The sequence below is a fragment of the Motiliproteus sp. genome (assembly GCF_965230735.1).
Classification (GTDB): Bacteria; Pseudomonadota; Gammaproteobacteria; order Pseudomonadales; family Balneatricaceae; genus Motiliproteus.
This window is the reverse complement of the sequence record NZ_OZ246016.1, coordinates 1,159,231-1,184,363: the sequence shown is the minus strand read 5'-3', so window position 1 is coordinate 1,184,363 and position 25,133 is coordinate 1,159,231. Positions and strand designations below refer to the sequence as shown.

Below are 25,133 nucleotides of genomic sequence, written 5' to 3'. Positions count from 1 at the left end.
AGCGGCTAAGCCGCGACGCATCGTCATTGCGCAGTGATGACGTCCCCCAATAAGGCAAGCAGCGGCCGGGCAAAGCCCGGATCATCCTGCTACCCCAGCCATCTCTTCTTTCCAATTGCTTCCAATAACTTAGCCCTTTTTACGTGTGGAACGTTTTTGTTCCAGAGCAATGATTCTTGCGTTTCAAACGTGTAGTCTTAGGATGCCTGCCGATAAGATCTGGCTTTACTTATTCGCAGGTTAGTTGCTTTGGACCTAATAACAACCCGGAATCAGGGACCCATGCAGAAACTGCGTCAAAGCCTGCAGCTGCTGCTGATCGGCGTCAGCTCAGAAAAATCAGAGCCCATCATGTCGTTGCTTCGGAGCACACGACTGGCCCCCCGGGCGGAGCTGGTGGAAGCCGGAGAGCCGCTGGAACAGGCGCTGCAATCGCAACAGTGGGATCTGATCCTTTACCGCCTGAATAGCGACCCCGGCCTGGAAGCGCTTGGCAAGAGCCTGAAGCAGCACAATAAAGATATCCCGGTCATCGCCCTGGCCGACGATGCCGACCCTCAGCATCGGATCGAGGGACTGAAACTCAAAGCCAACGAAGTGGTGCCTGCCGACCAGGCCGAGATGGCGGTGATGGTGATCCGTCGAGAGCTTTACCAGCTCGAATCCCGGCGTCGTCGCCGAGCGGCCGAATTCCACCTGCTGGAAACCGAGAAGCGCTGCCGCGAGCTGCTGCACACCTCCAGCGAGCAGATCGGCTTCCTCAACCGCAACAACGAGTTCATCTATATCAATCCGTCGTTGTTGAAGATGCTCGGCTTTGAACAGAATAAAGAGATGCTCGGGATCGAGCTGAAATCCTTGGTGAGCAGCGACGACCAATCCCGGCTGGCGGACTTCCTCAGCACCTATCACACCGATAACAGCACCACCCAGGAGATCGAACTCAACCTCAAGCGCCCGGACGGCACCAATTTCAGCGCCAACCTGGTCCTGAACCAATCGCGCTTTGAACGCACCCTGTGTACCCAGTTACGCCTGGACGCCCAAGGCGAAGACGCCTTTATTGAGGCGATGGCCGAACAGGATCTGGTCACCGGCCTGAAGAATCAGTTCTACCTGGCCAAGCGCCTGGACCAGATGCTGCAATCGGCGGTACGAACCGGGCAGGACTCGAATCTGCTCTACATCTCACTGGACAACTTCAGCGCCATCAAGGCGGAGCTGGGGGTCAACGGTGCCGACACCATCGTCCGCGATACGGCCCAGATTCTGACCGATCAGGTCAACCATGCCCATGTCCTGTGCCGCTACAACCTCGATGCCTTCGTGGTGATTTTCGGTGATCCGGAAACCGATAAAGCGCGAACACTGGCAGAATCGATCTGCAAGGCGGTCGAAAATAACCTGTCGGAAGCCGCCGGCGCCCAGATTCAAACTACCTGCAGCATCGGCATCACACCGATCAACGCCGATAGCGCCAGCTCGCAAGAGGTCCTTCGCCTGGCCCAGGTAGCCTCCGAGAGCGTTCGCAGCAGAAGCAGCCGCGGTAACGGCGTCAACGTCTACATCCCGGAAGAGAAGAGCGAAGAGGAAGGCCTGTCGGTTAAGAAACTGCGTCAGGCGATCCAAGACAATAACCTCAAGCTGCTGTTTCAACCGGTGGTCAGCCTGCAGGGATCGACCGATCCGATCTACGAGGTTCTGTTGCGGTTGATCGACCAGAACGAGCACGAAGTCTCGCCGAATATGTTCCTGACCATGCTCGACCATGCCGAGGTCAGCACCGAACTGGATCGCTGGGTCATCGCCGAAAGCATTCGCCAGCTGGCCGAGGAGCACAAGAAGGGCAATCATAACCGACTGTTCATCAACCTGACCGGCCGTTCACTGGAGGATCCACGCCTGCTGCACTGGATCCGTGATCAGCTCAAAGAGAGCCAGGTACCCGGTGACAGTCTGATCTTCCAGTTCAGCGAGTCCGACGCCTCCAGCTACCTGAAGTACGCCAACATCTTCACCCAGGGACTGACCCAGTTGCACGCCCGCGCCTGTATCAAGCACTACGGCAGCTCGATCGATTCGGAGAACGTACTGCGCCATATTCCGGCCCAGTACATCAAACTGGACGGCTCCTTCGTGCAGGAACTGAGCAGCCCGGACAAACACGAGGCATTCGATAAGCTGATTGAACCGCTGCGGCTGGGAGAAAAGACCATCGTTGCTCCGCTGGTCGAGGGCACCAACGTGATGAGTAAACTGTTCCTGTCCGGGGTTCAGTACATCCAGGGTTACTACCTGCAGGCACCGCGGGAGAAGATGGACTACGACTTCTTCGCTGATCGATAAGCGCACAACAATCCACCCGGTTGTCTGTCTTGTCCTGATATAGGTTGACATCCTTTCAGGTTGAAAACGCCCGATGCACCTCATCGGGCGTTTTGTATTTTAAGGCCATATGTGGCCGCCGTGTATTGTAGAGTCGGATCGACTCATCAACCATGATCGTGGCCTGATCTAGATCCTCTGGCTTTCTCAGCAGATACTCACCTTTCAGAATCCCGTTTACTCTTTCCGCAAGCGCATTCTGATAGCAGTCATACCCATCCGTCATCGAACAACGCACACCGTGCTCCTTATGTACGGCCTGATAGCGCTTTGAACAGTACTGTATCCCCCTGTCAGAGTGATGGATAAGCCCGGCGCTACCTTGGTAACCATCCAAGGCCTTCTGATAGGCCGTTAATACGGACTCAGCCCTCAAATCACCGTGTACGTGATAGCCGACGACTTTGCGTGAATACGCATCGGTAACCAGGCTCAGATAGGCCTCTCCGTCCCTGACTGGAAGATAGGTGATATCCGCGACCCAGATCTGTTCTGGCCGTGTGGCTTGCTCTTGCTCTGCACCGGGCTTTAGCAAGTTAGGATGGCACCAGAAACGATGATGACTCTGCGTAGTCTTGTGATATGCCCGGCGTCGCTGGACCAATAAGCGGCGATCCCTGAGCAGTTCAAATAGTTTGTCCCGGCCGATTTTACATTCCGTTTCGGCATTGAGCAGGGACAGTAGCTTACGCGCTCCCAGCCGAGGTTGCTGCATACGCTCACGTTGAACAAAGCTCAGTATGGAACAACGCATCTTTGCTTGCTGTTTCGCTCGCTGGCGTTGCTGATAGTAGGCCTGTCGGCTGATACCGAGGATTTGGCAAGCTCGAGTAACCGTCAGCCCTGTGACCTGCCGTTCTTCGATGACTTGCCGCGAGGCTTTTTTACGACACGGACCCCGTGATCCCGTTTGAGCACATCAACCACCGCTTCGAAGAACTCCGCTTTTTGCTGGGCATCTGCCAACTGTTGCTCAAGCTCCTTGATCCGCTGCTCTGGGGTAAGTTCTGAAGGCTTGTCTGACATTAGTTTTGCCTGGTGATCTGATCCTTGAGACCAATCTAGCCTGCCATGCTTACGTAGCCAAACTAATACGGTTGAGCGACCTTGGATGCCGTAACGCTGCTGTGCCTGCTTATAGGACAGTTCACCGGCTTCTACTTGGTCGACAACCGACAATTTAAAGGCGAGGGAATAATCTTTCTGAGTACGTTTAGTCTTTGTTTTCATGTCACTTCCCGAGTTAATGATCGAAAAGTGTCAACGTTATTCAGGACGGGACAGTCAGATAAAAAAAGCCCGCCATTGGCGGGCTTTTTGGTGATCAGCGAGTCACGTAATTGACCCCAGGCAACACACAGAGCATCTCGAACAGCAGCCCGGCGGCCAGCACTGAGGTGTTGCGGCTCTGATCGAACGGCGGCGACACTTCCACCAGATCACCGCCCACCAGATTCATGCCCCGACAGCCGCGGATGATCTCGATCCCCTGGTGGGTGGTCAGACCGCCGATCTCGGCGGTTCCGGTGCCCGGCGCGAATGCCGGATCCAGACCGTCGATGTCAAAGCTCAGGTAGACCGGACCATCGCCGACCTGCTCGCGCACTTCGGCCATCAGCGGCTCCAGCGACTTGTGCCAGCACTCTTCCGCCTGGACCACTCGGAAGCCCTGCTCTTTGGACCAGTCGTACTCGTCGATCGAATAACCGGTACCTCGCAGACCGATCTGGACCACCCGCTCGCAGTCAAGCAACCCCTCTTCCACGGCACGGCGGAACGGGGTGCCGTGGGCGATCTTCTCGCCGAACATGTGGTCGTTGATATCGGCGTGGGCATCGATATGCACCAGTCCCACCGGTCCATGCTTCTTCTTCAGCGCTCGCAGAATCGGCAACGCGATGGTGTGGTCACCGCCGATGGTCAACGGCATCACGTCATTCTCCAGCACCTCGTCGTAGTAGCGCTCGATAATGTCGATGCTCTTTTGCAGGTTGAAGGTGTTGATCGGCACATCACCGATATCCCCCACACAGAGACTGTTGAACGGGTCCGCACCGGTGGAGACATTGAACGGACGCAACATCCGCGACTCGTCACGGATCTCCCGCGGCCCCAGGCGCGCGCCGGGACGGTTGGAAACGCCGATATCCAGTGGCACACCGATAAAGGCCGCATCCAGCGTCGGACTCAGCTCCACCGGAGGCAGCCGCATAAAGGTGGCTGGCCCACCAAAGCGGGGCATCTCATTGCCACCCAGGGGTTGATAAAGCGTTTTGTCGGTGTTTTTGATCTCTGGGTTGTCTTGCTCTGACATGTTGCCTCCGGCTTGTACGGGTAACGGTTGCTCCCAGACTAGACCGACAATACGCGGGATAGAACGATGATTTGCCAAACCATAGCTTTGGATATAAAAAGGTATTGTCTTTAAACATAGATTAAGCAAAGCCATGGGCAAGCAAAAACTCGCACTTTCAGGCCAACTGGCCGATACCGACCTGAAGCTGCTGCGGGTATTCAAGGCGGTGGCCGACAACGCCGGGATCGCCGCCGCCGAAGATGACCTCAACATTGCCGCGTCGACGATCAGCAACTACCTCGCCGATCTGGAGCTGCGCCTGGGGATGCGTCTATGCCAGCGCGGTAGACGCGGCTTCGCCCTGACCGAGCAGGGTCAACGGGTCTATACCGCCATCGGTCAGCTGCTGACCGCCATCGAACAGTTTCAGGGCAGCATCCGCGATGGACGCGAACGCCTACTGGGAGACCTGCACCTGGGACTGGCCGAGAACCTATTCGGCCCGATCGGCGATCGAATCAACCAGGCCCTGGGGCGATTTAACCGGGACGCGCCGGAGGTATTTCTCGACCTTCATACCCTGGCCGCCGAAGAGGTCGTTCGCGCCGTCAGGGATGAACGCCTGAGCCTGGGTATCAGCTACCTTGATCGCCCCGTTTCCGACCTGTCGTTGCAGCAGCTGGGGCAGGAACAGATGCACCTGTATGCTGACCGCCAACACCCCTGGTACTCGCGCCCCGACAACGAACTCGACTTCGAGGCATTGGACCAGCAAAAGCTGATCGGCACTCCCAGAGTCCGCGCCACCCAGGAATTGCGCAATCAGCTGGAACGCCCCCGGCTGCCGGCCTATGCGCCTCATATCGAAGCCCGTCTGCGCCTGATCCGAAGCGGTGCTTTTCTTGGATATCTCCCGGAAGTCTACGTCTCGGCGCTGGGGCTGCAACAACAGCTTCGACCACTCCATCCTGAGCGGTTCAGCTACCAGACCCGGTTCTATGCCATTACCCGGGAGCAACGTTTCCAGAGTCCGCTGGTGAGTAAGTTTCTGGACTGCCTGGAAACCCGCTGAGTCCGGCTCGGCGCGGGCTCTACAAGTGGTTTAAATGGCCAAATTAGGCTATCCTAGCGGGCTTTTTCGAACCGGGGGTTCGGCTTCAAAACGGCGAGTCTAAACTTGCCATTTCGAAACCGGACCCCATAGCGCCAAACAGGTATCAGCCCTCCATGAACATCCGTGATCTGCTTAACCACCGTGTCCGCGAAGCGATGACCGCCGCCGGTATCCCGGCCGAGTGCCAGCCGATGGTGGCACCGAGCAAAAACCCGCAATTCGGTGATTACCAGGCCAACGGCGCCATGGGCGCAGCCAAGGCGATGAAGACCAATCCTCGCGAACTTGCCGCCAAGATCATCGAGCAGCTGGATCTGGAAGGCATCGCCAGCAGCACCGAGATCGCGGGCCCCGGCTTTATCAACATCAGCCTCGATAACGGCTGGCTGGCCGATCAGGTGACCCAGCTGGAACAACATCGCCTGGGCATCGAAGCCGCCGACCAACCCCAGACCGTAGTGATCGACTATTCGGCCCCCAACCTGGCCAAAGAGATGCACGTCGGCCACCTGCGTTCGACCATCATCGGCGATGCCCTGGCACGGGTGCTGGAAGCCCAGGGCCACAAAATTATTCGTCAGAACCACGTCGGCGACTGGGGTACCCAGTTCGGCATGCTGATCACCCATCTGCAGGACCAGCAGGAGCTGGATGACGGCGTAGCCCTGGCCGACCTGGAAGCCTTCTACCGTGCCGCCAAGGTCCGCTTTGACGACGAGCCCGAGTTCGCCGCCCGCGCCCGTGACAACGTGGTCAAGCTGCAGGCCGGTGAAGAATCGGCACTGTCGATGTGGCGCAAGTTTATCGCCATCTCGGTCGCCCACAGCGAAGAGATCTACAGCAAGCTCAACGTCACCTTGAAGCACAGTGATATCCACGCCGAGAGCGCCTACAACGACGCCCTGCCCGGCATCATCGAAACCCTGCAGCAGCAGAAGCTGGCGGTCGAGGACCAGGGCGCCCAGGTGGTATTCCTGGACGAGCTGGCCGACAAAGAGGGCAACCCGCTGCCGATGATCGTGCAGAAGTCCGGCGGCGGTTACCTGTACGCCACCACCGACCTGGCCGCGGTGCAGTACCGCTGCCAGGAGCTGCAGGCCGACCGGGTGCTGTACTTTATCGACGCGCGCCAGTCGCTGCACATGAAGCAGGTGTTCGCTGTCGGTCGCAAGGCCGGCTTCGCCACCGAGCACTGCTCGCTGGAGCACCACCCGTTCGGCACCATGATGGGCGAAGACGGCAAGCCGTTTAAAACCCGCAGCGGTGGCACCGTCAAGCTGGGTGAGCTGCTCGACGAAGCGGTGGTCCGTGCCGCCCAACTGCTGAAAGACAAGGAGTCGGACCTGAGTGCCGACGAACAGGCCGACGCGGCCCGTAAGATCGGTATCGGCGCGGTCAAATACGCAGACCTGGCCAAGACCCGCACCAACGATTACATCTTCAGCTGGGACAGCATGCTCAGTTTCGAAGGCAATACCGCCCCTTACCTGCAGTACGCCTACACCCGGATCCAGAGCATCTTCCGCAAGGCCGGAATCAGCCCGGAACAACTCGAAGCGTCGCTTCAGCTGGTCGAACCGCAGGAGAAGGCGCTGGCGATGAAGCTGCTGCAGTTCGGCGAAGTGGTCGACCAGGTGGCCCGGGATGCTTACCCGCACCAGCTGTGCAACTACCTCTACGAGCTGGCCAGCCTGTTTATGAAGTTCTACGAAGCCTGTCCGATGCTGCGTAGCGATGTTGCCACCGAAACCCGCGACAGCCGCCTGCGCCTAAGCCACTCCACAGCCCAGGTGCTACAGAGCGGATTGGAACTACTGGGTATCGAGGTGATGGAGCGGATGTAATCCGCGCCATTCAGCAGCGGAGAGACGGCCATGAATCGCTATCGACTGACCGAACTGTTCGGCTGGCTCAATCTGCTGCTGGCCCTGCTGAGCGTGCTGGCTTTGCCGATGATCGAGCCCCCGGCCGGGATGGAAAAGCTGTCGCTGGGTTCGGTCCAGTTTCTGTGGATCCTGGTGGCCGCCGCGATGACCTATGCCTCAAAACAGAAGCTGCTCGGCAGCGATATCGGTCACAAAGCCTACCCGGCCACCCTGGCGGCTTACCTGCTGTTTGCACTGATCTGCTACCGCTATCTCGGCCTGGGTGGCTAAGGGAGCGGATGATGCTGATTCACCGCCTGCTGAATCTCGTTTATCGTCATTGGCTGGCATTGACGCTGCTGTGGCTCAGCGCCATCACGATCTTATCACTGAGCCCGCTGGACCAACTCCCCCCGTTTCCCGGCACTGACAAAACCCATCATTTTATCGCCTACGGCGCCCTGGTCTTCCCGGTGGCTTGGCGCCAACCACGCCACTGGCCGGTACTGGTCCTGCTGATGCTGGGTTGGAGTGGTGCAATCGAACTGATTCAACCCTACACCAACCGCTACGGCGAATGGCTCGACCTGGCGGCCAACGGTGGGGGACTGCTATGCGGGCTCAGCCTGGCACAAATCCTGAGGTTTTTGACCCAGCCTCCCTCGGCCCAACCGAGAGATCCGTAATAACCGGGGTAGACACACATCTCGGCCCTAGATAAACCGAAGAGCCGCCGCGATGTCGCCGCTTTCATCAACCGAAACCTACTCCGCCTGCTACTGCTGCTGATCTCCTGCCCTGTACCAGGACCATGAAATCCCCTTGAAGCCCGGTTACTACCTCTACTCCGACTCTCTGAATCCGAGCCTGGATGACAAGCCGGTGTACGTTGAGCCAAGGCTGGTTTGCTGTCGCCCTAACCCTAAGAAGCGCGACTAGGACACCATATGCCGCGCAGACACGGGTAAAGCAGATCCATTGAAGCCAACACGACTATGGGGACTCAACTCGGGCTTTGTACCAACAGGCCGGACGGGCGGCGCGGGGAAAGTCGCCCGCCAGGCACAGCCATCGTGGTTCCGGATGATTCAACGGCTGCCGGGCCACGTTGCACTGAGCGGCGGCGAAATAGGTGTCCAAGCGGCACTGAGGCGTCGCGGGTGTTAACAGTGTCGAACTGACCGACGACTGTGCCGGGCGTGAAAACAGCGGGCTTAGTTGACCCCGCTTGCGGGCAAAATAACGCGCCAGAGTCGCACCGGCCAGGGCGATTCGCTGGCAACCCTGGCGCCCCTGTTGGTGACTAAAGGCCAGTGCACAAGCCTCACGGACCCGTTTGGGCGCGTGCCGTCGACTGGCCGGCAACGTCTCTCCCATCCGGACAAACAGCTTGCGCAGACAGCTAGAGGCACCGAAATAATCCGATTGGCCCTCGGCGGAGAAACGCCAGAGATGGGGAGGTCCGGCGATATGGTGACCTATCTCATGACAGAGCACCAACGCGAAGGCGTCCGGAGTCATATCCGGATGCCTCGCCAAGCCACCGGAGATCATAATCAGCCCTTTTTCACCATTAGCATCTTCCATCTTCCAAGCGTTGGCATAGACCCCCTGCGCCTCCCAGCGGGCAGAGATATTCAGGCGCTGATCATGACGATGAAATTCACGGTGATAGAGCCGCTCCGCTGCTGTGACGATACGGTCAAAGATCTGCTGATTCATCTCCAAGCCGGTCACCGCGGAGCTGAAAATAAGCAGAAGGCCCAGTAAAGTAGTGCGAAGGAAAACAACCATCATCGCCCTCCTGTTTAAGCCCCTCCCTGGAAAATGAGTGGTCCTGACAGCAGGCGACGTACTGCCCTGTTTCAATTTTAGTAGGGTTTAGGCTGTAGGCGCTAACAGCAGTGAGCGACAGCAAACAGACAGGCACAAAAAAGGCCACCCGAAGGTGGCCTTTTCAGAATCAAGTAATAATTACTCGATGATCTTAGCTACAACACCAGCACCAACGGTACGGCCGCCTTCACGGATCGCGAAGCGCAGACCTTCGTCCATGGCGATCGGTGCGATCAGCTCAACGGTCATCTGGATGTTGTCACCCGGCATAACCATTTCAACGCCTTCAGGCAGCTCACAAGCACCAGTTACGTCAGTAGTACGGAAGTAGAACTGCGGACGGTAGCCTTTGAAGAACGGAGTGTGACGGCCGCCTTCGTCTTTGCCCAGTACGTAAACTTCAGCTTCGAACTTGGTGTGAGGAGTGATAGAACCCGGAGCAGCCAGAACCTGACCACGCTCAACTTCGTCACGCTTGGTACCACGCAGCAGAACACCTACGTTCTCACCGGCACGGCCTTCGTCCAGCAGCTTGCGGAACATTTCAACACCAGTACAGGTAGTCTTGGTGGTTTCCTTGATGCCGACGATTTCAACTTCTTCACCAACCTTGACGATACCGCGCTCAACACGACCGGTAACAACGGTACCACGACCCTGGATGGAGAATACGTCTTCGATCGGCATGATGAATGCACCGTCGATCGCACGCTCCGGCTCAGGGATGTAGCTGTCCAGGGTCTCAACCAGGGTCTTAACCGCAGTGGTACCCATTTCGTTGTCGTCTTCGCCGTTCAGAGCCATCAGGGCAGAACCCGGGATGATCGGAGTGTCGTCGCCCGGGAAGTCGTACTCGGACAGCAGGTCGCGCAGTTCCATTTCGACCAGTTCCAGCATCTCGGCGTATTCTTCGCTGTCAGCGCCGCCGCAATCTTCGGCCAGCAGGTCAGCTTTGTTCAGGAATACAACGATGTACGGTACACCTACCTGACGAGACAGCAGGATGTGCTCACGAGTCTGAGGCATCGGGCCGTCAGTGGCGCCACATACCAGGATCGCGCCGTCCATCTGAGCAGCACCGGTGATCATGTTCTTGACGTAGTCGGCGTGGCCGGGGCAGTCAACGTGGGCGTAGTGACGGTCGTGGGAATCGTACTCTACGTGAGAGGTAGCGATGGTGATACCACGCTCACGCTCTTCCGGAGCATTGTCGATGCCGTCGAAAGCAACAGCTTCACCACCGAATACTTCGGCGCATACGCGAGTCAGTGCAGCGGTCAGAGTAGTTTTACCATGGTCAACGTGGCCGATAGTACCAACGTTGACATGGGGTTTTGTACGTTCAAAAGTTTCCTTAGCCACGGTAATAAACCTCTTAATTTGGCGTATTCGAAATCAATTAAGATTCAGCGTTGATAACAGCGTCGGCGACGTTCTGCGGCGCCTCTGCGTATTTTTCAAACTCCATAGAGTAGGTCGCACGACCCTGAGTCGCCGAGCGCAGGTCGGTTGCATAACCGAACATTTCACCCAGCGGCACCTCGGCACGGATAACCTTGCCAGAGGAGCTTTCCTCCATACCCTGTACGATACCGCGACGACGGTTCAGGTCTCCCATCACGTCGCCCATGTAATCTTCAGGGGTAACAACTTCTACCTTCATCATCGGCTCGAGCAGACAAGGACTGGCTTCCATGGCATACTTCTTCAGTGCCTGTGAAGCGGCAATCTTAAATGCCATTTCGTTCGAGTCAACATCATGGAAGGAGCCGTCGTAAAGACGGGCTTTAAGACCCAGCAGCGGATAACCGGCGATAACACCGTTTTGCATCTGCTCGGCAATACCCTTTTCGACCGCGGGGATGTATTCCTTCGGAATCGCACCACCGACGATCTCGTTGATAAACTCCAGACCGTCTTCATCGGACGGAGAGAATTCAACAACAACATGTCCGTACTGACCACGACCACCGGACTGCTTGGCAAACTTATGGTTTGCATCAACAGCTGTACGGATCTTCTCACGGTAGGCAACACGCGGTTTACCGATGTTGGCTTCTACCTTGAATTCACGCTTCATCCGGTCAACGATGATGTCCAGATGCAGCTCACCCATACCGGAGATGATGGTCTGGCCGGATTCTTCATCGGTTTCAACACGGAAAGAGGGGTCTTCCTGGGCCAGTTTACCCAGTGCCACACCCATTTTTTCCTGGTCGGCCTTGGTTTTCGGCTCGACCGCAACCGAGATAACCGGCTCCGGGAATTCCATCCGCTCAAGCACGATCACGTCGTTCTGGTCACACAGGGTGTCACCGGTGGTGACATCCTTCAGACCGATGGTCGCGGCGATATCGCCGGCCAGAACTTCTTTGATCTCTTCACGGTTATTGGAGTGCATCTGAACCATACGGCCGACACGCTCTTTCTTCTGTTTAACGGAGTTGTAAACAGAATCACCGGAATTGAGCTTACCGGAGTAAACCCGGATAAAGGTCAGGGTACCGACGAAGGGGTCGGTAGCAATCTTGAACGCCAGTGCGGCAAAGGGCGCATTGTCGTCGGCCGGACGAGTAGCGACGGTTTCTTTACCGTCATCCAGCGTACCTTCAATGGCTTTAACGTCCAGCGGCGAGGGCATCAGTTCGATGACCGCATCCAGGACTGCCTGAACACCTTTGTTCTTGAATGCCGAACCGGCCTGCATCGGCACGATTTCATTGGCTAGCGTACGGGCCCGCAGACCTTGCTTGATCTCTTCAGCGGACAGATCACCCTCTTCCAGGTACTTGTCCATCAGCTCTTCGGACGCTTCCGCGGCGGCTTCGACCATCTGCTCGCGCAGTTCCTCGGCCTTGGCCTGCAACTCAGCCGGAATCTCGGCTTCGTCATAGGTCATGCCCTGGTCGGCTTCGTTCCACAGAATCGCCTTCATCTTGATCAGATCGACAACACCTTTGAACTCGTCCTCGGCACCGATCGGGAAATTGATCGGCACAGCGGCAGCGCCCAGACGGTCTTCGAGCTGATCGACAACCATGAAGAAATCAGCACCGGCACGGTCCATCTTGTTGACGAAGACCATCCGCGGTACTTCGTACTTATTGGCCTGACGCCAGACAGTTTCCGTCTGCGGCTGTACGCCGGAAGAGGCGCACAGCACGACAACCGCACCATCGAGAACACGCAGGGAACGTTCAACTTCGATGGTGAAGTCAACGTGCCCCGGGGTGTCGATGATATTGATGCGGTGCTGGTCAAACTGCTGGTTCATCCCAGACCAAAAACAAGTGGTCGCAGCAGAGGTGATAGTGATACCACGCTCTTGCTCCTGCTCCATCCAGTCCATGGTGGCAGCGCCATCATGGACCTCACCGATCTTGTGAGACAGGCCGGTATAGAACAGAACACGCTCAGTCGTCGTCGTCTTACCGGCATCAACGTGTGCGCAGATACCGATGTTACGGTAGCGGTTAAGAGGTGTTTTACGGGCCACAGCTTAATCCTCTGATTAGAAGCGGTAGTGGGAGAAAGCTTTGTTAGCTTCTGCCATGCGGTGAACGTCTTCACGCTTCTTAACAGCAGCGCCACGACCTTCAGCAGCATCACCGATCTCACCAGCCAGGCGCAGAGCCATGGACTTCTCGCCACGACGACGTGCGGCGTCTACCAGCCAACGCATGGCCAGAGCGGAACGACGAGCGGGACGAACTTCAACCGGTACCTGGTAAGTCGCACCACCAACACGGCGGGACTTAACCTCAACCATCGGCTGAATGGTTTCGAGAGCTTTGATGAAGGTTTCGAGAGGATCGCTGGCACCACGCTCCTGGATCTTGTCCAGAGCGCCGTATACGATTTTCTCAGCAACAGATTTTTTACCGCTGACCATGACGTGGTTCATGAATTTGGCCAGGGTTTGGTTACCGAATTTGGGATCCGGCAGAATTTCGCGTTTTGCGACGACGCGTCTTCTAGGCATGATAAGCCCCTTAAAATTAGGTCTTCAGGTTAGTCCGGGCACCTACACAACGCATAAAGGCCCGACCTTACTCTTATCGTTAACAATGTCCGGTAGCGCAAGGCTACAGCGGTACAGTGTCAAGCGGTCTGTAATCGAGAGTGATTACTTCGGACGCTTGGCACCGTACTTGGAACGACCTTGCTTACGATCGGAAACACCAGAAGTATCCAGTGCACCGCGAACGGTGTGATAACGCACACCAGGCAGGTCCTTAACACGACCGCCACGGATCAGAACAACAGAGTGTTCCTGCAAGTTGTGACCTTCACCACCGATGTAGGAAGTCACTTCATAGCCGTTGGTCAGGCGTACACGACATACCTTCCGCAGGGCCGAGTTCGGCTTCTTCGGGGTAGTGGTGTAAACCCGGGTACAAACGCCACGACGCTGAGGACATGCCTGCAGAGCAGGTACGTCGCTCTTAGCGACTTTGCGCTTACGCGGCTTACGAACCAGTTGGTTAATAGTAGCCATTCAGCTTAACTCCACGCTTTACTAGAGTTGCCTCTAAAAGCACATACAAAAAGACAGGACACAACCGCATCCTGCCAACGAAGGGGCGAAATTTTAATCACCTCGCCCACCAGTGTCAACACAGACCGCCAGCATCATCGATGCCAGCGGCCCGAGTGTTGAATTTTTATGGCGATCAGCCTTCCGAGTTCAGAGCCTCGGCCAGTGCCGCCTGGATATCTTCGGCGCTCACGGTGGCAGAACCGGAATCCAGTGCTGCTTCGTGACGCTTACGTTTACGCTCTGAGTGGTACGCCAGACCGGTACCGGCCGGGATCAAACGACCCACAACGACGTTCTCTTTCAGACCGCGCAGCGAATCACGCTTACCGGTTACCGCACCTTCGGTCAGTACCCGGGTGGTCTCCTGGAACGAAGCCGCCGAGATGAAGGATTCGGTTGCCAGCGAGGCCTTGGTGATACCCAGCAGAACGCGTTCGTACTGCGCCGGCATCTTGTCTTCGCCCTGGGCCTTCTCGTTCTCTTCCAGCGCCTGGGTGTATTCGACCTGGTCACCTTTGATCAGCGAAGTATCGCCACCGCTGGTGACATCGACCTTGCGCAGCATCTGACGAACGATAACTTCGATGTGCTTATCGTTGATCACAACGCCTTGCAGACGGTAAACGTCCTGAATCTCGGAAGTAATGTACTTGGCCAGCTCCTCGACGCCCAGGATCCGCAGGATATCGTGCGGGTTGGACGGACCGTCGGAGATAACTTCACCCTTCTCTACATGCTCACCTTCGAACACGTTCAGGTTACGCCACTTGTGGATCAGAACCTCATACGGATCTGCTCCATCGGTCGGGGTGATAACCAGACGCTTCTTACCCTTGGTCTCCTTACCGAAGGAGATGGTACCGGAGATCTCCGCCAGGATAGACGGCTCTTTCGGCTTACGGGCTTCGAACAGGTCGGCAACACGGGGCAGACCACCGGTGATGTCCTTGTTCGCCGCGCCTTCCATCGGAATACGGGCGATGACGTCACCGACTTCAACGGCACCGCCGTCGTCGATGTTCAGTACCGCTTCACCCGGCATCATGTACTGAGCGGGGCTGTCGGTACCCGGGTGGCACAGTTCGGTGCCGGAGGCATCAACGAAGCTGACCATCGGACGCAGGTCTTTACCGGCAGCCGGACGTGCAGCCGGATCCATCACCTCGATCGAGGTCAGACCGGTCAGTTCATCGGTCTTCTTATTGACCGTGATGCCCTCTTCCATACCGGTGAAGACAACCTTACCGGCGACTTCAGAGATGATCGGGTGGGTGTGCGGATCCCAGTTGGCCACGATGTCGCCAGCGTTGACGGTATCGCCATCCTTAACCTTGATCACAGAACCGTACGGCAGCTTGTAACGCTCGCGCTCACGACCGTGCTCGTCGGTTACACCCAGCTCGCCGGAACGGGAGGTCGCCACCAGGGTGCCGTCCTTCTTCTCTACGAACTTGAGGTTGTGCAGACGGATCTCACCGCCGTTCTTAACCTGGATGCTGTCTACCGCAGCAGCCCGCGATGCCGCACCACCGATGTGGAAGGTCCGCATGGTGAGCTGGGTACCCGGCTCACCGATCGACTGGGCAGCGATAACACCAACCGCTTCACCGATGTTGACCAGGTGCCCACGACCCAGATCACGGCCGTAACAGCTAGAACAAACACCGTGACGGGTTTCACAGGTGATCGCCGAGCGAACCTTGATCTCGTCGATGGAGGACAGTTGCTCGTCGGTCTCCAGACGGACAACCCAGGATTCATCGATCAGGGTACCGGCCGGAATCAGCGTTTCATTGCTGGACGGATCAATCACATCATCTGCAACAACTCGACCCAGCACACGATCGCCCAACGGTACGGTCACGTCGCCGCCTTCGATCATCGGCGCCATGATCACACCGCGGTCGGTGCCACAGTCATGCTCGGTGATAACCAGATCCTGAGCCACATCGACCAGACGACGGGTCAGGTAACCGGAGTTCGCGGTCTTCAGAGCGGTATCGGCCAGACCCTTACGAGCACCGTGGGTCGAGATGAAGTACTGCAGTACGTTCAGACCTTCACGGAAGTTTGCGGTGATCGGCGTCTCGATGATCGAGCCGTCCGGCTTGGCCATCAGACCACGCATACCGCCCAACTGACGCATCTGGGCAACACTACCCCGGGCGCCGGAGTCGGCCATCATGTAAACGGAATTGAAGGACTCCTGGGTCTTCGGCTTACCGTCTTCACCCAATACCTGATTGCCATCGGCGTCGATGACGTCGTCAACCTTCAGATCGTCCATCATCGCTTCGGTGACCTTCTCGTTGGCACGGGACCAAAGGTCAATCACCTTGTTGTATTTCTCGCCCTGGGTTACCAGGCCGTCGGCGTACTGAGATTCGATCTCTTTAACTTCGGCTTCCGCCTCGTCGATGATCTCTTTCTTCAGGTCCGGGATAACGAAATCGTTAACACCGACGGAAGCACCGGAGCGGGTCGCATAAGCAAAGCCCATGTACATCAGTTGGTCAGCGAAGATAACCGCATCTTTCAGACCACAACGACGGTAGGCTTCGTTGATCAGGCGGGAGATCGCCTTCTTCTTCATCGGCTGGTTAACCAGCTCGAACGACAGACCTTCAGGAACAATTTCGAACAGCAGCGCACGACCAACGGTGGTCTCGATGATGCTGGTGGATTCGCTTTCGCCACCGTGGATATCACGGACTTTCTGCGAGATACGCACCTTCACCTTGGCCTGCAGGTCAACCTGCTTGGCGCCATAGGCGCGACTGGCTTCGGCAATATCGGCGAAGGCCATGCCTTCACCCTTGGCGCTGGCTTTCTCACGGGTCATGAAGTACAGACCCAGCACCACGTCCTGTGACGGTACGATGATCGGCTCGCCGTTGGCCGGAGACAGTACGTTGTTGGTGGACATCATCAACGCACGGGCTTCGAGTTGGGCTTCCAGGGTCAGCGGTACGTGTACCGCCATCTGGTCGCCGTCGAAGTCAGCGTTATAGGCGGCACAGACCAGCGGGTGCAGCTGGATCGCTTTACCTTCGATCAGAACCGGCTCGAATGCCTGGATACCCAGACGGTGCAGAGTCGGTGCCCGGTTCAGCATCACCGGATGCTCGCGGATGACTTCGGCCAGGATATCCCAAACCTCGGCAGTCTCGCGCTCGACCATCTTCTTGGCCGCCTTGATGGTGGTGGCCAGGCCGCGCAGTTCCAGCTTGGAGAAGATAAACGGCTTGAACAGTTCCAGCGCCATCTTCTTTGGCAGACCGCACTGATGCAGACGCAGGTAGGGGCCTACTACGATTACCGAACGACCGGAGTAGTCAACACGCTTACCCAGCAGGTTCTGACGGAAACGCCCCTGCTTACCCTTGATCATGTCGGCCAGGGATTTCAGCGGGCGCTTGTTGGAGCCGGTGATGGCACGGCCACGACGACCGTTATCCAGCAGCGCGTCGACCGCTTCCTGCAGCATCCGCTTCTCGTTACGGACGATGATATCCGGAGCAGACAGCTCCAGCAGGCGCTTCAGACGGTTGTTACGGTTGATAACCCGACGGTACAGATCGTTCAGGTCGGAAGTCGCAAAACGGCCTCCATCCAGCGGTACCAGCGGACGCAGATCCGGCGGCAGAACCGGCAGCACTTCCATGATCATCCACTCGGGCTTGTTGCCGGAAGCGACAAAGGCTTCCATCAGCTTCAGCCGCTTGGAGATCTTCTTGATCTTGGTTTCAGAGTTGGTGTTCGGGATCTCTTCACGCATGGTGGCGATCTCGCCGTCCATGTCCAGATCCTTCAGCAGTGCCTGGATCGCCTCGGCCCCCATCTTGGCTTCGAACTCGTCACCAAACTCTTCCAGTGATTCGAAGTACTCTTCATCGTTCAGCAGCTGACCGCGCTCCAGGGTAGTCATACCCGGCTCGATCACCACGAAGGATTCGAAGTACAGGACCCGCTCGATATCGCGCAGTGTCATGTCCAGCAGCAGGCCGATACGGCTCGGCAGTGACTTCAGGAACCAGATGTGGGCAACCGGGCTGGCCAGCTCGATGTGACCCATGCGCTCACGACGCACCTTGGCCAGTGCAACTTCAACACCACACTTTTCACAGATAACACCACGGTGCTTGAGGCGCTTGTACTTGCCACACAGACACTCGTAGTCTTTGACCGGGCCAAAGATCTTGGCACAGAACAGACCTTCACGCTCAGGCTTGAAGGTCCGGTAGTTAATGGTTTCCGGCTTCTTGACCTCACCAAAGGACCAAGAGCGGATCATCTCAGGGGAAGCCAGACCAATTCGAATGGAATCGAATTCGTTGGTCTGCGTCTGAGACTTCAACAGGTTAAGCAAATCTTTCATCGTCGGCGCTCCTCACGGAGTTATCGACCGGGGCGTTGGCCTGCCCCGGTCCAAGTGATAACTGCTTATTCGTTTTCCAGTTCGATATCGATACCCAGCGAACGGATCTCTTTGACCAGTACGTTGAAGGACTCGGGCATGCCCGGCTCCATCCGATGGTCGCCGTCCACGATGTTCTTGTACATCTTGGTCCGGCCGTTCACGTCGTCCGACTTGACGGTCAGCATCTCCTGCAGGGTGTAGGCGGCGCCGTAGGCTTCCAGCGCCCAGACTTCCATCTCCCCGAAACGCTGACCACCGAACTGCGCCTTACCACCCAGCGGCTGCTGAGTAACCAGGCTGTAGGAACCGGTAGAACGTGCGTGCATCTTGTCGTCGACCAGGTGGTTCAGCTTCAGCATGTACATGTAGCCGACAGTCACCGGACGGTCGAAGGCGTCACCGGTACGGCCGTCGAACAGGGTACGCTGACCGCTGTCGTTCAGGCCTGCCAGACGCAGCAGCTCTTTGATCTCGGATTCCTTGGCACCGTCGAACGCCGGGGTTGCCATCGGCACACCCATGCGCAGGTTGGCGCAAAGTTCCAGAACTTCCTCGTCGGACATCGACGCCAGATCTTCTTTACGACCGCCACCGGAAACGTTGTAGATCTCGTCCAACAACTTGCGCAGCTCAGCCACCTTGGCCTGTGCTTCCAGCATTTCGTTGATTCGATCACCCAGGCCCTTGGCGGCAGCGCCAAAGTGAGTTTCCAGTACCTGACCAACGTTCATCCGCGACGGTACACCCAGCGGGTTCAGTACGATGTCGACCGGCTGACCGTTTTCGTCGTAAGGCATATCTTCGACCGGCATGATCGCGGAGATAACACCCTTGTTACCGTGACGACCAGCCATCTTGTCACCCGGCTGGACGCGACGCTTAACGGCGACGTAGACCTTGACGATCTTCAGAACGCCCGGTGCCAGGTCATCACCCTGCTGCAGCTTGCGCTTCTTGTCTTCGTACTTCTCGTCCAGCTGCTGACGACGCTCAACCAGCTGCTGCTGGGCACGCTCAAGCTGCTCGGTCAGGGCTTCATCGCTGACACGAATCTTGAACCAGTCGGACTTCGGCAGCTCAGCCAGGAAGGCTTCGGTGATCTCTTCACCTTTCTTCAGGCCGGCACCGCCGTCGGCTTTAACACCGACCAGGGCTTTCTGCAGACGCTCGAAGGTCGCGCCTTCAACGATGCGGAATTCGTCGTTCAAGTCCTTACGAATAGAAGACAGCTGCTCCTCTTCGATCTGGATCGCACGGGCGTCTTTCTCAACGCCGTCACGGGTGAAGACCTGAACGTCGATAACGGTACCCTTGGTGCCGGTCTTAACCCGCAGCGAGGTGTCCTTAACGTCTGAGGCCTTCTCGCCGAAGATCGCACGCAGCAGCTTCTCTTCCGGCGTCAGCTGAGTCTCGCCCTTCGGCGTGACCTTACCGACCAGGATGTCACCCGGGCCGACTTCGGCACCGATGTAGACAACACCGGACTCGTCCAGCTTGCCCAGCGCGCCTTCACCGACGTTCGGGATATCGGAAGTAATCTCTTCAGAACCCAGTTTGGTGTCACGGGCGACACAGGTCAGCTCCTGAATGTGAATGGTGGTAAAGCGATCTTCCTGGACCACACGCTCCGAGATCAGGATGGAATCCTCGAAGTTGTAGCCGTTCCAGGGCATGAACGCGATCCGCATGTTCTGACCCAGGGCCAGCTCACCCATGTCGACTGACGGGCCGTCGGCCATGATGTCGCCGCGGGAAACCTGATCACCCACTTTCACCAGCGGACGCTGGTTGATGCAGGTGTTCTGGTTAGAACGCACGTACTTGGTCAGGTTGTAGATATCCACACCCGCTTCACCGGCGATCACTTCGTCGTCACGGACACGGACAACGATACGACCGGCGTCGACGGATTCAATCTCACCGCCACGGTTGGCAACCACACACACACCGGAGTCACGAGCAACGTTGCGCTCCATACCGGTACCGACCAGCGGCTTCTGGGCCTTCAGAGTCGGAACCGCCTGACGTTGCATGTTCGATCCCATCAGGGCTCGGTTCGCATCATCGTGCTCCAGGAACGGGATCAGCGAGGCCGCGATCGAGACAACCTGACGCGGTGAAACGTCCATTAGGGTAACTTTCTCGGGCGGTGCCACGGTGGTTTCGTTCATGTGACGAACGGTAACCAGATCGTCGATCAGGTGACCTTTGTCATCGACGGCCGCACTGGCCTGAGCCACGTAGTGCTTGGCTTCGTCGATCGCGGACAGGTATTCGATATCGTCGGTAACCACGCCGTCAACCACTTTACGGTACGGGCTCTCAAGGAAGCCGTAGTGGTTGGTACGGGCATAGGTTGCCAGCGAGTTGATCAGACCGATGTTCGGACCTTCCGGGGTCTCGATCGGACAAACACGACCGTAGTGGGTGGCGTGTACGTCACGCACTTCAAAGCCGGCACGCTCACGGGTCAGACCGCCCGGGCCCAGGGCCGAAACACGGCGTTTGTGGGTAACTTCCGACAGCGGGTTATTCTGGTCCATAAACTGGGACAGCTGGCTGGAACCGAAGAACTCTTTCACCGCCGCCGCAACCGGCTTGGCGTTGATCAGATCCTGCGGCATCAGACCATCGGACTCAGCCATCGACAGACGTTCACGTACGGCGCGCTCAACCCGGACCAGACCGACACGGAACTGGTTCTCGGCCATCTCACCGACGGAACGGACACGACGGTTACCCAGGTGGTCGATATCATCGACGATGCCTTTACCGTTACGAATATCGATCAGGGTCTTCAGGACCTCCAGGATATCGTCACGGTCCAGGGTACCCGGGCCGGTGACTTCTTCGCGGTCCAAGCGACGGTTGAACTTCATCCGACCGACTTCGGACAGGTCGTAGCGATCCAGGCTGAAGAACAGGTTTTCGAACAGGCCTTCGGCAGACTCTTTGGTCGGCGGCTCGCCCGGACGCATCATGCGGTAGATCTCGACCAGCGCTTCCAGCTGGTTCTGGGTCGGATCGATCCGCAGGGTATCGGAGATGAACGGACCGCAATCCAGTTCATTAACGTACAGCGTCTCGAAGCTTTCGACGCCGGCGCTGTGCAGCGCTTCGATTATCTCTTCGGTAATCTCAGCGTTGGCCTCGGCAACGATCTCGCCGGTAGACGGGTGCACAACGTCCCGGGCGATCACCTTACCGGTCAGGAATTCAGCCGGAACTTCCAGCTCGGTGACCTTGGCTTTTTCCAGATCACGGATATGACGCGCCGTGATCCGGCGACCAGCCTCGACCAGCACCTTACCGCTGCCATCCTTCAGGTCGAAGGTCGCCGTTTCACCACGCAGACGCGCGGCAACCAGCGCCAGCTTGGCACTGCCATCGGCCAGGGTGTAGCTGTCGGTGTCGAAGAAGGTGTCCAGGATTTCCTGAGTGGTCATCCCAAGCGCACGCATCAGGATGCTCGCCGGCAGCTTGCGGCGACGGTCGATCCGAACAAAAACGTTGTCCTTCGGATCGAATTCGAAATCCAGCCAGGAGCCACGGTAAGGAATCACACGGGCGGAGTAGAGCAGCTTACCGGAGGAGTGAGTCTTGCCCTTGTCGTGGTCGAAGAACACACCCGGAGAACGGTGCAGCTGAGAAACAATAACACGTTCGGTACCGTTGATGACGAAGGTACCGTTATCAGTCATCAGGGGCATTTCGCCCATGTAGACTTCCTGTTCCTTGATATCTTTGATCGCTTTCGTGGAAGAGTCGCGATCGTAGATTACCAAGCGAACCTTGACCCGCAGCGGCGCGGCATAGGTAACGCCACGCAGCTGACACTCTTTCACGTCAAAGGCGGGCTCACCCAGACGATAGCCGGCGTATTCTAACGCTGCGTTGCCTGAATAAGAGGTAATCGGAAATACGGAGTTGAATGCTGCATGCAGCCCAACTTCTTTTTTATCTTCTGCTGATGCCGCACCAGTCTGTAAAAACTTGCGGTACGAATCGATCTGAATGGCCAGCAGGTAAGGCACATCCATAACGTGAGGCAATTTACCGAAATCCTTTCGGATACGTTTTTTCTCTGTGAACGTGTAAGCCATCAGCATTCCCCAGCTTGTGCACCGAATCAAACATAGGGCAGAAGAGCGAAGTCGGCTCTCTGCCAGCAACCGTTATCGGGTAAAAACAGCCCAGATATAACGGCAAAAAGGCCGGTGACTTGGGTCACCGGCCATGTGCGCAATCGACATTACGCAGCTAACGCCATAGGCGTGAAGTTATTACTTAACTTCAACAGAGGCGCCAGCTTCTTCCAGAGCCTTCTGCAGCTCTTCAGCTTCTTCCTTGCTAACGCCTTCCTTAACAGGAGCCGGAGCGCCGTCAACAACGCCCTTAGCTTCTTTCAGGCCCAGACCGGTAGCAGCACGTACGGCCTTGATGACGTTAACTTTCTTGTCGCCAGCAGCGGTCAGAATTACGTCGAACTCGGTCTTCTCTTCAGCAGCGGCGCCAGCGTCAGCTCCCGGAGCAGCTACAACAGCAGCAGCGGCAGATACGCCGAACTTCTCTTCCATGGCGGAAACCAGCTCAGCAACGTCCATAACGGACATTTCGGCGATTGCGTTGATGATATCTTCTTTAGTCAGAGACATGATTCAATCCTGATATTACGAGAGCACGATGTGCTCATAAAAACTTGTATTAGCCAGCCTAAAATTAAGCGGCTTCTGATTCTTTCTGATCGCGAACGGCCGCAATGGTGCGGACCAGCTTGCCAGCAGAAGCTTCCTGCATAACGCTCATCAGCTTGGCGATCGCTTCGTCGTAAGTCGGCAGGCTTGCCAGTACGTCGACGGATACTTGATCACCTTCGAAGGCGGCTGCCTTGAGCTCGAGCTTGTCGTTCTCTTTAGCGAACGCCTTCAGGATGCGCGCACCGGCGCCCGGGTGTTCGTTGGAGAAAGCGATGATGCTCGGGCCGACGAAGTTCTCGTTCAGGCAGGCATAATCGGTGCCTTCGAGTGCACGGCGAGCCAGAGTGTTACGCACAACACGCAGCCACACTCCGTTCTCACGAGCCTGCTTACGCAGTTCTGTCATATCCGCAACGGTTACACCGCGCGAATCAGCAACCACGGCAGACAAAGCGCTCTGAGCAGCTTCCTGGACTTCAGCGACGATCGCTTTTTTGTCTTCGAGTCCTAGTGCCACTAGTGGTACTCCTGGATTCAAACCGATTAATCAGGCTGAAAACAGCCGATCTCGGTTCTGTTACCTTCCCCCCGATCGCACAAGTCGACGGGGACTGAGTCGGTGTTGGATCCAGTAAAAATTCTGAATCGGGTCACCATCTGCGCAGGCGTCCCTAGGGATGCATTAAGGGAGAGACAAGCCCTCCCACCTGCGGTCTTTGACGGCCCTGGATCTCTGCAAGCAAATCATGCAAACAGATCACCAAGACCCCAAAGTTCGTTTTGCACGCCGAATTTGTATCCGGCGCGTGAATTACATTTCCAGGCTAGCCTGGTCTACCAGCAGGCCCGGGCCCATGGTGGTAGAAAGAGTGATCTTCTTGAAGTAGACACCCTTGGACGAAGCCGGCTTCATCTTCTTCAGATCAGCAACCAGCGCTTCGATGTTCTGCTTAACCGCAGCCGCTTCGAAACCAACCTTGCCAACGGCGCCGTGAATGATGCCGTTCTTGTCGGTACGGAAACGAACCTGACCGGCCTTGGCGTTCTTGACCGCAGTCTCAACGTCCGGAGTTACGGTGCCAACCTTCGGGTTAGGCATCAGACCGCGCGGACCCAGGATGGTGCCCAGCTGGCCAACAACACGCATCGCATCCGGAGTTGCGATAACAACGTCGAAGTTCAGATCACCGCCCTTGATGGACTCGGCCAGATCTTCGAAGCCAACGACGTCAGCACCGGCTGCGGTTGCTTTCTCAGCATTTTCGCCCTGGGCGAAAACAGCAACGCGTACATCTTTACCAGTACCGTTCGGCAGTACGGAAGCGCCACGAACAACCTGATCAGATTTACGCGGATCAACACCCAGGTTGACGGCGATTTCGATGGACTCTTTGAACTTAACAGTGGACAGTTCGGACAGCAGGTTTACTGCTTCAACGATGTCGTACTGCTTACCTGCTTCTACCTTCTCGGCGATCGCCTTGGCGCGCTTAGTCAACTTAGCCATTACTCTACACCCTCCACGTTCAGACCCATGCTACGGGCAGTACCCGCAATGGTGCGTACCGCTGCATCCATGTCAGACGCAGTCAGGTCAGCCATCTTGGTGGTAGCGATCTCTTCCAGTTGCGCACGATTAACGGTGCCAACTTTCTCGGTGTTCGGACGACCAGAACCGCTCTTCAGGCCAGCGGCCTTCAGCAGCAGAACCGCTGCCGGCGGAGTCTTGGTGACGAAAGTAAAGCTGCGATCGGCGTATACGGTGATAACAACCGGAACCGGAAGACCCGCTTCCATACCCTGGGTAGCCGCGTTAAAGGCCTTACAGAATTCCATGATGTTAACGCCGTGCTGACCCAGAGCCGGACCAACGGGCGGACTTGGGTTGGCCTTACCGGCACCTACCTGCAGCTTGATATAAGCTTCGACTTTCTTAGCCATGATTTTTCCTCAAATGGGTTCAAACGCCTGACGGCTCCC

Annotated in this window: 18 protein-coding genes; 5 read left to right on the top strand and 13 right to left on the bottom strand. The window is 57.0% G+C overall.

The window, feature by feature from the left end:
* Positions 1-282 precede the first annotated feature (282 nt).
* Positions 283-2,346, top strand: coding sequence for an EAL domain-containing protein (locus ACO05M_RS05560; RefSeq protein ID WP_421868707.1), 2,064 nt, complete (start codon positions 283-285; stop codon positions 2,344-2,346).
* Between the two features lie 55 nt (positions 2,347-2,401).
* Here ACO05M_RS05560 and ACO05M_RS05555 read toward each other — a convergent pair.
* A protein-coding gene (locus ACO05M_RS05555; RefSeq protein ID WP_421862467.1) for an IS3 family transposase occupies positions 2,402-3,615 on the bottom strand; the annotation gives its coding sequence in 2 pieces (ribosomal slippage) (positions 2,402-3,273 and positions 3,273-3,615; 1,215 coding nt in all).
* A gap of 94 nt (positions 3,616-3,709) precedes the next feature.
* Positions 3,710-4,699, bottom strand: coding sequence for an agmatinase (gene speB / locus ACO05M_RS05550; RefSeq protein WP_421868705.1), 990 nt, complete (start codon positions 4,697-4,699; stop codon positions 3,710-3,712).
* A 133-nt stretch (positions 4,700-4,832) separates the two neighbouring features.
* Here speB and ACO05M_RS05545 point away from each other — a divergent pair, with 133 nt between their 5' ends.
* The 4 genes from ACO05M_RS05545 to ACO05M_RS05530 all read left to right on the top strand — a co-directional run bounded on the left by ACO05M_RS05545 (position 4,833) and on the right by ACO05M_RS05530 (position 8,346).
* Complete coding sequence (locus ACO05M_RS05545; protein ID WP_421868703.1) at positions 4,833-5,753, top strand: LysR family transcriptional regulator; 921 nt, start codon at positions 4,833-4,835, stop codon at positions 5,751-5,753.
* A 155-nt stretch (positions 5,754-5,908) separates the two neighbouring features.
* On the top strand, positions 5,909-7,639 hold the full coding sequence (argS, locus tag ACO05M_RS05540; protein ID WP_421868701.1) for an arginine--tRNA ligase: 1,731 nt from the start codon (positions 5,909-5,911) through the stop codon (positions 7,637-7,639).
* A 30-nt stretch (positions 7,640-7,669) separates the two neighbouring features.
* Complete coding sequence (locus ACO05M_RS05535; protein WP_421868699.1) at positions 7,670-7,951, top strand: hypothetical protein; 282 nt, start codon at positions 7,670-7,672, stop codon at positions 7,949-7,951.
* An 8-nt stretch (positions 7,952-7,959) separates the two neighbouring features.
* The gene (locus ACO05M_RS05530) at positions 7,960-8,346 is read left to right on the top strand and encodes a hypothetical protein (RefSeq protein WP_421868697.1); all 387 of its coding nucleotides are present in this window, start codon (positions 7,960-7,962) and stop codon (positions 8,344-8,346) included.
* A gap of 307 nt (positions 8,347-8,653) precedes the next feature.
* Here ACO05M_RS05530 and ACO05M_RS05525 read toward each other — a convergent pair whose 3' ends face one another.
* The 11 genes from ACO05M_RS05525 to rplK form a co-directional block, all read right to left on the bottom strand.
* Positions 8,654-9,382, bottom strand: a complete 729-nt coding sequence (locus tag ACO05M_RS05525; RefSeq protein WP_421868695.1) for a hypothetical protein — start codon at positions 9,380-9,382, stop codon at positions 8,654-8,656.
* 252 nt (positions 9,383-9,634) lie between these two features.
* On the bottom strand, positions 9,635-10,858 hold the full coding sequence (gene tuf / locus ACO05M_RS05520; protein ID WP_421868693.1) for an elongation factor Tu: 1,224 nt from the start codon (positions 10,856-10,858) through the stop codon (positions 9,635-9,637).
* A gap of 37 nt (positions 10,859-10,895) precedes the next feature.
* A complete protein-coding gene (gene fusA, locus ACO05M_RS05515; RefSeq protein ID WP_421868691.1) occupies positions 10,896-12,992 on the bottom strand; it encodes an elongation factor G in 2,097 nt (698 codons plus the stop codon).
* 15 nt (positions 12,993-13,007) lie between these two features.
* Positions 13,008-13,478, bottom strand: coding sequence for a 30S ribosomal protein S7 (rpsG, locus tag ACO05M_RS05510; RefSeq protein ID WP_114697274.1), 471 nt, complete (start codon positions 13,476-13,478; stop codon positions 13,008-13,010).
* A gap of 144 nt (positions 13,479-13,622) precedes the next feature.
* Positions 13,623-13,994 (bottom strand): 30S ribosomal protein S12, encoded by a 372-nt coding sequence (gene rpsL, locus ACO05M_RS05505; RefSeq protein WP_114697275.1) that lies wholly within the window; start codon positions 13,992-13,994, stop codon positions 13,623-13,625.
* A gap of 175 nt (positions 13,995-14,169) precedes the next feature.
* Positions 14,170-18,414 carry a DNA-directed RNA polymerase subunit beta' gene (rpoC, locus tag ACO05M_RS05500; RefSeq protein WP_421868689.1) on the bottom strand — a complete coding sequence of 1,415 codons (4,245 nt, stop codon included), beginning with the start codon at positions 18,412-18,414 and terminating at the stop codon, positions 14,170-14,172.
* A 65-nt stretch (positions 18,415-18,479) separates the two neighbouring features.
* Positions 18,480-22,559 carry a DNA-directed RNA polymerase subunit beta gene (gene rpoB, locus ACO05M_RS05495; protein WP_421868687.1) on the bottom strand — a complete coding sequence of 1,360 codons (4,080 nt, stop codon included), beginning with the start codon at positions 22,557-22,559 and terminating at the stop codon, positions 18,480-18,482.
* 180 nt (positions 22,560-22,739) lie between these two features.
* Positions 22,740-23,111, bottom strand: a complete 372-nt coding sequence (gene rplL, locus ACO05M_RS05490) for a 50S ribosomal protein L7/L12 (protein WP_421868686.1) — start codon at positions 23,109-23,111, stop codon at positions 22,740-22,742.
* 64 nt (positions 23,112-23,175) lie between these two features.
* Entirely contained in the window at positions 23,176-23,670 is a 495-nt protein-coding gene (gene rplJ / locus ACO05M_RS05485; protein ID WP_421868684.1) for a 50S ribosomal protein L10, read from the bottom strand.
* A 294-nt stretch (positions 23,671-23,964) separates the two neighbouring features.
* On the bottom strand, positions 23,965-24,660 hold the full coding sequence (rplA, locus tag ACO05M_RS05480; RefSeq protein WP_421868682.1) for a 50S ribosomal protein L1: 696 nt from the start codon (positions 24,658-24,660) through the stop codon (positions 23,965-23,967).
* Positions 24,660-25,094 (bottom strand): 50S ribosomal protein L11, encoded by a 435-nt coding sequence (rplK, locus tag ACO05M_RS05475; RefSeq protein WP_114697280.1) that lies wholly within the window; start codon positions 25,092-25,094, stop codon positions 24,660-24,662. The genes rplA and rplK overlap by 1 nt, the downstream gene beginning before the upstream one ends.
* Positions 25,095-25,133 lie beyond the last annotated feature (39 nt).

Excerpts from the sequence above, each read along its gene's own strand:
- ACO05M_RS05560 (WP_421868707.1), top strand. The coding sequence starts at position 283 with ATGCAGAAACTGCGTCAAAGCCTGCAGCTGCTGCTGATCGGCGTCAGC.
- speB (WP_421868705.1), bottom strand. The coding sequence starts at position 4,699 with ATGTCAGAGCAAGACAACCCAGAGATCAAAAACACCGACAAAACGCTT.
- ACO05M_RS05545 (WP_421868703.1), top strand. The coding sequence starts at position 4,833 with ATGGGCAAGCAAAAACTCGCACTTTCAGGCCAACTGGCCGATACCGAC.
- argS (WP_421868701.1), top strand. The coding sequence starts at position 5,909 with ATGAACATCCGTGATCTGCTTAACCACCGTGTCCGCGAAGCGATGACC.
- ACO05M_RS05535 (WP_421868699.1), top strand. The coding sequence starts at position 7,670 with ATGAATCGCTATCGACTGACCGAACTGTTCGGCTGGCTCAATCTGCTG.
- ACO05M_RS05530 (WP_421868697.1), top strand. The coding sequence starts at position 7,960 with ATGATGCTGATTCACCGCCTGCTGAATCTCGTTTATCGTCATTGGCTG.
- ACO05M_RS05525 (WP_421868695.1), bottom strand. The coding sequence starts at position 9,382 with ATGAATCAGCAGATCTTTGACCGTATCGTCACAGCAGCGGAGCGGCTC.
- rpsG (WP_114697274.1), bottom strand. The coding sequence starts at position 13,478 with ATGCCTAGAAGACGCGTCGTCGCAAAACGCGAAATTCTGCCGGATCCC.
- rpsL (WP_114697275.1), bottom strand. The coding sequence starts at position 13,994 with ATGGCTACTATTAACCAACTGGTTCGTAAGCCGCGTAAGCGCAAAGTC.
- rpoC (WP_421868689.1), bottom strand. The coding sequence starts at position 18,414 with ATGAAAGATTTGCTTAACCTGTTGAAGTCTCAGACGCAGACCAACGAA.
- rpoB (WP_421868687.1), bottom strand. The coding sequence starts at position 22,559 with ATGGCTTACACGTTCACAGAGAAAAAACGTATCCGAAAGGATTTCGGT.
- rplL (WP_421868686.1), bottom strand. The coding sequence starts at position 23,111 with ATGTCTCTGACTAAAGAAGATATCATCAACGCAATCGCCGAAATGTCC.
- rplA (WP_421868682.1), bottom strand. The coding sequence starts at position 24,660 with ATGGCTAAGTTGACTAAGCGCGCCAAGGCGATCGCCGAGAAGGTAGAA.
- rplK (WP_114697280.1), bottom strand. The coding sequence starts at position 25,094 with ATGGCTAAGAAAGTCGAAGCTTATATCAAGCTGCAGGTAGGTGCCGGT.